General features: G+C 63.0%; 10 protein-coding genes. 7 read left to right on the forward strand and 3 right to left on the reverse strand.

The window, feature by feature from the left end; translation table 11 throughout:
* From AC1DN0_RS38855 to tssH, 3 genes are all read right to left on the reverse strand, one after another.
* Nucleotides 1–633: type VI secretion system contractile sheath domain-containing protein (locus AC1DN0_RS38855; protein WP_477146501.1), on the reverse strand; the 633-nt coding region annotated here is incomplete at its 3' end.
* A 49-nt stretch (nucleotides 634–682) separates the two neighbouring features.
* Nucleotides 683–1216 carry a type VI secretion system contractile sheath small subunit gene (tssB, locus tag AC1DN0_RS38860; RefSeq protein WP_441631808.1) on the reverse strand — a complete coding sequence of 178 codons (534 nt, stop codon included), beginning with the start codon at nucleotides 1214–1216 and terminating at the stop codon, nucleotides 683–685.
* 39 nt (nucleotides 1217–1255) lie between these two features.
* Nucleotides 1256–3988 carry a type VI secretion system ATPase TssH gene (tssH, locus tag AC1DN0_RS38865; protein ID WP_441631810.1) on the reverse strand — a complete coding sequence of 911 codons (2733 nt, stop codon included), beginning with the start codon at nucleotides 3986–3988 and terminating at the stop codon, nucleotides 1256–1258.
* Nucleotides 3989–4317: 329 nt separating this feature from the next.
* Between tssH and AC1DN0_RS38870 the strand changes: the two genes are divergently transcribed.
* From AC1DN0_RS38870 to AC1DN0_RS38900, 7 genes are all read left to right on the forward strand, one after another.
* The gene (locus AC1DN0_RS38870) at nucleotides 4318–4944 is read left to right on the forward strand and encodes a TagK domain-containing protein (protein ID WP_441631812.1); all 627 of its coding nucleotides are present in this window, start codon (nucleotides 4318–4320) and stop codon (nucleotides 4942–4944) included.
* Nucleotides 4931–5758, forward strand: coding sequence for a type VI secretion system accessory protein TagJ (locus AC1DN0_RS38875; RefSeq protein WP_441631814.1), 828 nt, complete (start codon nucleotides 4931–4933; stop codon nucleotides 5756–5758). The genes AC1DN0_RS38870 and AC1DN0_RS38875 overlap by 14 nt, the downstream gene beginning before the upstream one ends.
* Nucleotides 5751–6272: a type VI secretion system baseplate subunit TssE gene (gene tssE / locus AC1DN0_RS38880; RefSeq protein WP_477146502.1), complete on the forward strand. Its 522-nt coding sequence runs from the start codon at nucleotides 5751–5753 to the stop codon at nucleotides 6270–6272. Before AC1DN0_RS38875 ends, tssE begins: the two co-directional genes overlap by 8 nt.
* A gap of 4 nt (nucleotides 6273–6276) precedes the next feature.
* A complete protein-coding gene (gene tssF / locus AC1DN0_RS38885; protein ID WP_441631818.1) occupies nucleotides 6277–8157 on the forward strand; it encodes a type VI secretion system baseplate subunit TssF in 1881 nt (626 codons plus the stop codon).
* 2 nt (nucleotides 8158–8159) lie between these two features.
* A complete protein-coding gene (gene tssG / locus AC1DN0_RS38890) occupies nucleotides 8160–9197 on the forward strand; it encodes a type VI secretion system baseplate subunit TssG (RefSeq protein ID WP_441631820.1) in 1038 nt (345 codons plus the stop codon).
* A gap of 68 nt (nucleotides 9198–9265) precedes the next feature.
* Nucleotides 9266–9778 (forward strand): DUF3304 domain-containing protein, encoded by a 513-nt coding sequence (locus AC1DN0_RS38895; protein ID WP_441631822.1) that lies wholly within the window; start codon nucleotides 9266–9268, stop codon nucleotides 9776–9778.
* 124 nt (nucleotides 9779–9902) lie between these two features.
* Nucleotides 9903–10268, forward strand: a 366-nt coding sequence (locus AC1DN0_RS38900; RefSeq protein ID WP_477146503.1) for a DUF3304 domain-containing protein, incomplete at its 3' end; no start/stop codon positions are given.

Raw genomic sequence — 10268 nt, forward strand, 5'->3', positions numbered from 1 at the left:
CGGGTTGGCCAGTTCCTGCCATGAATCCATCTGCAGCACGGACGGTGAGGCGCCGGCGATGAATGGTGCATGGGCGGCGGCCGAGATCTTGGCCAGCGACCCGAGCAGTTCCACGTCGGGCGGCGTGTGGTCAAAGTAATAGTCGGCGACCAGGCAGCCGTACGGCTCGCCACCGAGCTGGCCGTACTCCTCTTCATAGACGCGCTTGAAGAATGGGCTCTGATCCCAGCCGATGCCCTTGTAGCGGCGCAGAGTGCGGCGCAACTCCTCCTTCGACACGTCCATCACGCGGATGCGCAGCTTGTCGTCGGTCTCCGTGTTTGACACTAGGTGGTGCAAGCCGCGCCAGGCAGACTCCAGCTTCTGGAAGCTCTCGTGGTGCAAAATCAGATTGATTTGCTCCGAGAGCTTTTTGTCGATGGCGCCGATGATGGCCTCGATGCTCTTGTAAGCATCGTCGCTCATCGTGAACGCGCTGGCCAGCGCCTGTTCGGCCAGCGTCTTGACGGCCAGGTCGACCGCTTCGCGTGCCTGGTCGGTCTTGGGAGAGAACTCGCGGCTGATCAGTGCCGCAAAATCCGAATGCTCAGCCGTCGCGACGGCCTGTTGTTGTCTTTGTTGGGCGGAAACCATGGAATCCTTGCTTAATGAGGTTGTTCAGGTAGGCAAGCAGCCGAGCCAGTCAGGACTGCGGCGCCAGGGTGTCGCCGTGATTCGCCTCGGGCTTGGGTGCCTTGGCAAGCGACTGCAGCAGCGCCGGGTCTTGCAGCAATTGATTGATCAGCGATTCCGCCCCCGACTTGCCGTCCATGTAGGTCTGCAGATTGGCGAGCTGCGTGCGGGCTTCCAGTAGTTTCCGGAGGGCGTCGACCTTGCCGGCCACAGCCGCCGGCGAGAAGTCCTCGATGCTCTCGAACGTCATGTCAACCATGAGTTGCCCTTCGCCGGAAAGCGTATTGGGCACGGCAAAGGCCATGCGAGGCTTCATGGCTTTCATCCGTTCATCGAAGTTGTCGATATCGATCTCCAGGAACTTGCGATCGGCTACCGGCGGCAGCGGCTCGGCCGGCTTGCCCGACAGGTCGGCCAACACGCCCATCACGAAGGGCAACTCGATGCGCTTCTCCGAGCCATAGACTTCGACGTCGTACTCGATCTGCACACGCGGCGCGCGATTGCGAGCGATAAATTTCTGCGAACTGTTCACAACAGACATGGTTCTCCCCAGCGGGTTACAAGGACGTGCCGCACGGCTCTAGGCCGCTTCGGCTTTGGGATACGCCGGCCCAACAGGGTCGTGGCCCGGACGGTATTCGGCGTGATAGGTCAGCTCGGGCGAGCCGCTGCCGCTGCCGGGCAGTCGGATGTCGATGGCAGCCAACGGGCGTTTCTCCGACAGGGCGGACAGCCACAGCCGCGCGAGTTGCGGCTGGATGACCTGCTCGATGAAGCCGATCAGCTGCCGCGCGCCGGTCTCGCCAACCGGGCATCGTTCGACAATGGCGTCGACCACGGCACTGCCATAGGTGAGCGCGATGCCATGCTGGTTGTGCATGCGTGCCACCACGCGATCCAGATGCACCCGCACAATCCGGCCGAGGTTCCTGGCCGCGAGCGGGAGGTAGGGCACCACCACCAGCCGGCCCAGGAATGCCGCCGGAAACACTTTACGAAGTTCCGGCATCAGGGCGTCCCGCAGGGCGGCCGGCTCGGGCATCAGCGCGGGGTCTTCGCAGAGGTTCGCCAGCAGATCGGAACCCGCATTGCTGGTCAGCAGCAAGATGGTGTTCTTGAAGTCGATATGGCGCCCTTCCCCGTCTTCCATGTAGCCCTTGTCGAAGACCTGGTAGAAGACTTCGTGCACATCGGCGTGAGCTTTCTCGACCTCGTCGAGCAGCACCACGCTGTGAGGGCGTCGGCGCACCGCTTCGGTCAATACGCCCCCCTCGCCATAGCCGACGTAGCCCGGCGGCGCACCCTTGAGGGTTGATACGGTGTGTGCCTCCTGGAACTCGGAGAGGTTGATCGTGATGAGGTTCTGCTCGCCGCCATAAAGGGCGTCCACCAGCGCCAGCGCGGTCTCTGTCTTGCCAACGCCCGAGGGGCCGACCAGCAGGAACACGCCCACCGGCTTGTTGGGATCGGTGAGTTGCGCGCGGGCGGTCTGGACGCGCTCGCCGAGCTGCTCCAGTGCATGGTCCTGGCCAATGACGCGGGCGCCGAGCGTGCATGGCAACTGCATCACGGCGGCAACCTCATCGGAGACCATGCGTCCCACGGGAATGCCCGTCCAATCCGCTACGATCGCGGCTACCACAGCCTCATCCACCTCGGTGTAGACAAGCGGCGTCCCTGCCTGCGCCGCCCGCAGGGACGCCTCTGCCTCCGACAGCGGCAGCGCCTCGCCGGGTTGCTCCCCATCTGCGCCCTGCTGGCCTTGCGCGATGGCATGCAACTGTGCTTGCCTGCGTGTCACCAGCTCCACGGCCAGGGTCCGCTCCTTTTCCCAGCGCGCCTCGGCCGCCGCCAGATCGGCCTTGATCTGGCCGTGCCGGACCTGCGCGCCAGCAGTCGCGCGCAGGTCCGGCTTGCCGAATCCGCCCTCCTTGGCAAGCAGCGCGCACTCGGTCTCGGCCGCGGCCAATTGCTGGCGCAGGTGGTCCACGACCGCCGGCGGCGCATGCAGCGACAAAGCAACGCGCGCGCAGGCCGTATCGAGCAAGCTGATTGCCTTGTCGGGCAACTGTCTGGACGGAATGTAGCGATGCGACAATTTGACGGCGGCACGCACGGCCTCGTCGCGGATCCATACCTGGTGGTGCGCCTCGAAGGTGTCGACCAGCCCCCGCACCATCGAGACAGCCTTGGCCTCCTCCGGTTCCATGACCTGCAGAACCTGGAAGCGGCGCGTGAGCGCCGGGTCCTTCTCGATATGGCGCTTGTACTCGCTCCAGGTGGTGGCACCGATAGTGCGCAATGCCCCGCGGGCCAGCGCGGGCTTGAGCAGGTTGGCGGCGTCCCCCGTACCGGCATGCCCGCCAGCGCCAACCAGCGTGTGGACTTCGTCGACAAACAGAATCACTGGTTTGACAGACTTCGCGGCCTCCTCTAGCACCCCTTTCAGGCGCGCCTCGAATTCGCCTTTCATGCTGGCACCGGCCAGCAGCGCCCCCACGTCGAGACAGAGCAGCCGGATGTCTTTCAGGCTCGGTGGCACCTCGCCTGCTGCAATCGCCTGCGCCAACCCCTCGATGACGGCGGTCTTGCCAACCCCAGCCTCGCCGGTCAGCAATGGATTGTTCTGGCGGCGGCGCAGCAGGATATCCGTCATGGTTCGAATCTCGTGCTCGCGCCCGATCACGGGGTCAAGTCGGCCAGCGCGAGCCTCCTCGGTCATGTCCCGGCAGTATTGGCCCAACGCGGATTTGCCCGAGCCCGCGGGCGCCATCGCGCCACTGGCCTCACCCGGGGTGGCCGGTGCCAGCCCGCAATCGTCGTAGGCAGCTTCCCTGCTCTCCGGCGACTGCGCGACCAGTGCCGGGACCGACTCAACCAGGCCGTCAGCGTGCACGCGTGCGAACTGGCTGGATATCCCCAGGACCGTGCGGCGCAATTCGGGCGTCTTGAGCAGCGCAGTCAGCAAGTAGGCGCCACGCACCCGGTCATCGGCAAAAGCGAGCGTCGCGTACACCCAGGCTCGCTCGATCGCGGATTCAATCTGGAACGCGAAGTCGCTGATCGACGTGGCGCCAGCCGGCAGCGCCGCCAACGCCCGGGCCATGTCTGCTTCCAGTGCGGCCAAGTCGGCGCCCGCATGCCGCAGGATCCGTTGAAGGTCGCCATCAGGCGCCTGCAACAGCTGATGCAGCCAGTGCGCGAGTTCCACATATGGGTTGCCGCGCAGCTTGCAAAAGGCAGTGGCGCTTTCGATTGCCTGGAACAGGGTGGGATTGAGTCGGCCGAACAGCGCCTGACGCGAGATGTCCATTTGATGCCTTGCTCTGCTCTCTTCTGCATGGAGTGGCCTGCATGGGGTGGCTACGCAAAGCCCGAAGAGAATGTGAATTTAGTTCCTTTTTTAGAATATGAGCAAATCGCGTCACAGGTAAACACCTATTTTCCGAGAACGCTGGATTCCAACTCTTCACGGTCAGTCAATAGGACAAGTATTAAATTGAATTTCAAAATTCTTAACTCTCATCTGAATTCATAAGAAAATTCTTAACAATTAATTTACATTTTATTCGGTAACGATTTGCGATTATCATTCTGGCTCTTTGGATGGGGCTCCGGCCCGCCCGCCACCGAGGAGATGCAATGGACGAGCTGGAAAAGCTCTTGAACCTGTCGCCGTCGAGAACGTTCCGGTCGGGCATCGGTGACACCATGGGCGAAGTGTGGCCACGGCAGGCCGCTGAGGTGACGCCTCCGACCTCGGTGCCCGACCCGTTCGCCATGCTTCGTCCCGCCTGCATCGAACCAGAGCCCGCGCCGGCAGCGGGCGCGAAGCGCGATGATGTGCTCGACGCATTGGTGCAGGAAGGTGAGGCGGCCCTGCGCGATCCGAATTACGTGAGCCCGTTCAGCCAGTGCCTCACAAGCAGGTCCGCGCCTGCCATTGCAGTCGAGCAGCCGCTCGATGCCCTGGCCGCAGATGCCAGGGCAGACTCGTCGCTCCTGCATGGGCTTGCCGGCCGGCTACCGATCGACGCACTCATCGGCCCGCTTGGCAACCTTGAGGCATTGGAACTCCCCGCGGCATCCGCATCGAATGACGTGCTGTGGCTGTTCGCGGGAAATATCGTGCCGACGCGGCGCCGCGACGTCACCGCCGAGTTGACCCGGCGCGAACATCACCTTGTCTCGATGGATAGCGCCTATCGTCCGGCACCCGCATCGCCACAAACTTCACCTGCCGGAGAGCGCGGTCATGGCGGCCAATAACACGACGCGTGCCTTCGGTGCCATCGGTAGCGTTCTCGGCGAGGCCGGATCCATCGCGGACGCGCTGGCCGCAACAGAGGCTGGCGTGCGCAAGCAGCCCGGCAGCTTCGACGCGAGGTGGGGCCTCTTCCAATGGCTGTGCGTGGTCGGTGACTGGCCGCGCGCGCTCAGGCAGTTGCAGGTTGCCGCCCAGTTGGCACCGGACTTCGCACAGACCGCGCACGCTTATCGCGACCTGGTCCGGATGGAAGCGTTCCGCAAGGCGGTCTTCTCGGGAGCGCGCGAACCCGCTTACTTGCTGCCTGCGCCCGGGTGGCTCGAGCGGCTACACGTGGCGCTTGCCCTGGCCGAGGCCTGCGATATTTCCGGCGCGGACCGCAACCGGAATCTCGCGTTCTCCGATGTGTCGGACACGCCTGGGAGCCATGACGGGCAACCTTTCGCATGGATCACCGACACCGACACTCGCTTAGGCCCCACCTGCGAACTAGTCGTCGCCGGCCGCTACACCTGGCTGCCGTTTTCGCAGATGCGGACGTTGCACATGCGCGCCCCAGCGGGGCTGCTGGATCTGCTATGGCGACCGGCCACCGTGACCCTCGTCGACGGGTCCATCGCACGCGGCTTCATCCCGGTTCGGTATCCGGATTCAGAGCTTGGCCGCGACGCCATTCGCATGGCGCGAGAAACCACCTGGAGCGAAGCTGGCGAGACCGGGGTGATGGGCCTTGGTCAAAAAACCTGGATGACCGACGCCGGCGACGTCCCTCTGCTGGAGACTGCCATGCTGACTCTTGGTGGCATCCATGACTGACCGCCGCGCACCGCGCCGCCCACATGCGCACCTGCTGCCGACTTTGTTTGATCGTCTGCGCGACGAAGCCCCGCATCGGCAAACGGAACGCGCCGACGAGTACACCTTCACGCGCGCTCAGATGCGCGAGATCGTCCAGCGCGACCTGACCTATCTGCTCAACACGACCAATCGCGAAGATGAGATGGATCGCAATCGCTATCGGGCCGTGGCAAGTTCAACGCTCAACTACGGGGTTCCTGCCGTAGCGGGCACCWACCTGTCCGAGCACAAGTGGAGCGACATCGTCGACATCATCAAGCGCGCCATCCTTGATTTCGAACCACGGCTCATTCCAGGCACCTTGGCAGTAGCGCCGCTGGAGAAGGAGGATGCGCCACACCGCTACAACGTCCTGCTCTTCGAGATCCGCGGGCTGATCCACATGGATCCCTATCCAATGGCGTTCACCGCGCAGAGTTCACTCGATCTGGAAACCAGCCGGATCAGCGTCAAATCCATCCACGCCACCTGACACCATGGACCCGCAACTTCTTGAGTACTACAACCAGGAGCTCGTCTACATGCGCGAGCTGGCTGGTGAATTCGCCAGCCAGCACCCCAAGGTTGCGAAACGGCTGGGCATGCACGGACACGAGGTGGCCGATCCCTATGTCGAGCGTTTGATCGAAGCCTTTTGCTTCCTGTCCGCGCGAACCCAGATCAAGCTGGATGCGGAGTTTCCCCGTTTCACGCAACGCCTGCTGGAAGTTGTCTATCCCAACTATGTGGCGCCCACGCCGGCAATCGCGGTCGCCCAGTTCCACCCCAGTGAGAAAGAAGGAGACTTTGCCCGTGGCGTCGTGGTTCCCCGCGGGACAACCCTCAAGGCGGGCATTCCAGATGGCGAGTCGACGGCGTGCGAGTTCCGCACCACGCAGGATGTGCAACTCTGGCCATTCGAGATAGTCGAGGCAAGGCTCACCGGCATCCCGCCCGACATCCCGGGCCTGGAGCGCTACGTGCCCGCGCACGTCACCGTGCAGGGCGCCTTGCGCCTGCGGCTGCGCATCAACCGTGACACGACCTTTGCCCAGCTTCCGTCGGTAGACTCACTGGCCGTCTACCTTCGTGGCGATGAACACATCGCCAGCCATCTGCTGGAACTCGTGCATAGCGCCGGCACCGTCTCCCTGATCGGTCAACCCGGGGATATGGGCAACAAGCCCTCCGCAGTCAGCAAGGATGCTGTTTCCTTGCTTGGGTTCGCCCCCGGAGAAAGTGCCCTGCCGCTTGCGTGGAACAAATTCCACGGGCACAACCTCGTGCATGAGTACTTCGCGTGTCCTCAGCGTTTCTACTTCTTCAGACTCAACGGCCTGGCGCCCGGGCTCGCCAGGATCGATGGCGCGGAAGCCGAAATTGTCCTGCTGCTTTCGAAGCCGCCGGGCAATCCGGCCGCCCACGTCGATGCGGGCCAGTTTGCACTGTACTGCGCGCCCGTGGTGAATCTCTTCCCGAAGCGGACCGACCGCATCGAGATTCACCCGGGACGAACCGAGTTTCACATGGTGCCGGATCGCACGTCGCCCCTGGACTTCGAGATCTACTCGGTCCAGAAGATCTTCGGCCAGAAAGCGGAGCACAGCGAGGCTATCGACTTTCGCCCCCTCTTCGCCACCCTCAACGGCGACGAAGGAAATCACGGCCGCTACTTCTCCATGCGGCGGGAGCGGCGGGTGCTGTCCACCCATGCGCGCAAGTACGGTACCCGTACCGCCTACACCGGTAGCGAAGTGTTCCTTTCACTGGTGGATCAGAACGAAGCCCCCTATCCCGACGTCCTGCGGCACCTGTCCGTCGAGGCACTGGTCACCAACCGCGACCTTTCCAACCTGGTGCCCCGTAATGGCCGAAAGGACCTGCAAGCACCCGATTCCGTGCCCGTCGCCAGCGTCGGCCTCATCCGCCCCCCTTCCGCACCGCGTGCGCCGTTCGCCGAGGGAGAGATGGCCTGGCGCCTGATCCGGCAACTCGGGTTCAACTATCTGTCGTTGACCGATCTTGACCATCGCCAAGGCGGCCAGGGCCTGCGGGACATGTTGCGTCTGTTCGTGGCAAGCGAGAACACAGCACAACAACGTCAGGTTGACAGCCTGATCGGCTCCAAAGTCAGGCCGGTCACGCGCCGGCTTCCGGACAACGGGCCGATCATCTACGGACGCGGCATTCAGTGCCAGTTGACGGTTGACGAAACCGGCTTCTCTGGCATCAGCCCCTACCTGTTCGGTGTCGTCCTGGAACATTTTCTCGCTCGTCATGTGTCGGTAAATTCCTTCACGGAAACCGAGATGACCTCAATCCAGCGTGGTCTGGTTCATCGCTGGCCGGCCCGTATGGGCACCCGTAGCGCGGTATAGCCATGTATCGGGGAATCGATGACAATGCGCCGCCACCAGCCAGCGCACTTGCACCACCCGCGCAGTATGCTGGTCAGGCGCCGTGGAAGCTGAGCTTCCTTGGACTGCTGCGCCAGTTGGCCGCCCATCGCCCGGACTTGCCGCCGATCGGACAAGCGCAGCGGCCAGGCGACGAACATTTCCGGATCGGCCAGCAAGCCTCCCTCACCTTTGCGCCGCGCGAGATCGCCCAGCTCCAGCAAACGCCAACCGGGCTCAAGATTCAGTTGTTCGGTCTGGGCATGCTGGGGCCGAACGGCGCCCTGCCGATCCACTTCACGGAAATCGTCCGCGAGCGCAGCGAGGCGCACCGGGACAGGACCACCGCCGATTTCCTTGACCTGTTCCACCACCGCGCGCTCACCCAGTTCTACCAGGCATGGGCACACGGGCAATCCGCGGCGGGGCTGGATCGCCGGGATGATGAGGTGTTCTCCCGCTACATCGGATGGCTTGCAGGCAGCGAAGCCGGCGAAATCGCCGGCCCCCTCCCCTCCCATGCCCGTCTGGCGGCCAGCGCGCACCATGTGCGTGAAGCCCGCAACCCGGATGGCATCGCCGCCACGCTGGCGCATTTCTTCGGCGTGCCGGTCAGGCTCGAAGAATTCGTGCTGCACTGGATCGCCATCGACCCGGCGGAACACTCCCACCTCGGCCGCCCGGGCGCGCCCAGCGTGATGGGACAGGGTGCCATGCTTGGTGAGAAGGTGTCCGACCGCCAGCACAAGTTCCGTCTGGTGATCGGGCCACTCAGCCTGCAGCGGTATCTGAATTTCACGCCCAACGGGCGAGATCTGCCGTTGCTGATCGAATGGGTGCGCTCGTTCGTCGGATACGAGTTCGTCTGGGAGGTCGAACTTCAGGTGATTCCGGACTCCGCTCCACCGGCCGTTCTTGGCTCGGCAGAGGGCCTGGGCTGGTCCACCTGGCTGGGTGAGCCGGACCGCACCCGTGCCATCACGGGCATGGTGTTCGAGCCCGAGCAGTATGCGAAGCACTGATCATGTTTGCTGGCAGCAGCAAGGCTTCCACGCGAAATCGCCATTCCCAATTCCGAGGAGTTCGATCCATGCGTCTTCTAGGCAAGTGTGGCCGTGCGAGCCTCCGTGCGGTGCTGTTGTCGTCAGTGCTGTTCTTGTTGTTGCGGCTCGGCGGCTGTACCGACGACATGATCCCGGTGGAGGTAACGGGATACAACCACATGGACAAGCGCGCCATCGTCAGCTTCACCGTCAACGGCGCGGGTGGGCCGAATCTGGGTCCGGGTGGCGGTGGTGGCAGCTTCAACTGCTGCATTGAAATCCCTAAACGCTGGCGACCTGGCATGAAAGCAAAGATCCGCTGGGAATATGGCTCCGGTGACGACAGCCCTCGCGAAGCCGAGGTAGCGATACCTAAGTATACGGCGCAAAACCGGGGCGCGGTCCAGGTGCATTTCTACCCAGAACATCGCGTCAAGATCGTCGTGTCCAGGTACAGCCTTGGCCATCCTGCCAATCCCTTGCCGCAGAAAGACTGGGCCCCATGGACCCTCAATGAGGACTGGGCACGAAACTACCACGAGGATCAACACAAGAAATGACAGCGATCGAGTTTGCCCTGAATCCAGACCTGACACGTGGGCGGGCATTGTCCGACCGGGAAAAAAGGCGGCGAATCCACGCTTTGCGGGGGATCTCCATTACCAATTCCGAGGCGTTCTATCCATGCATCTACTAAGCAAGTGTGGCCGTGCAAGGCTCCGTGCGGTGCTGTTGTCATCCGTGCTGCTGTTGTTATTGCCGCTTGGCGGATGTACCGACGACATGATCCCGGTGGAGGTCACAGGATACGACCACATGGAGAATCGCGCCATCTTCTGGTTTACGGTCAACGGCGCGAGTGGCCCCAGCCTATTTCCCGAAAGCGGTGGGGGCAAGTATTCCTGTTGCGTTGAAATCCCTAAACGCTGGCGACCCGGGATGAAAGCAAAGATTCGATGGGAATATGGCTCCGGTGACGACAGCGCTCACGAGACCGAGCTGGAGATACCGGAATACACCCCTCAGAACCGGGGCGCGGTCCAGGTGCAT

This window comes from Cupriavidus sp. 05N39 (assembly GCF_056397325.1).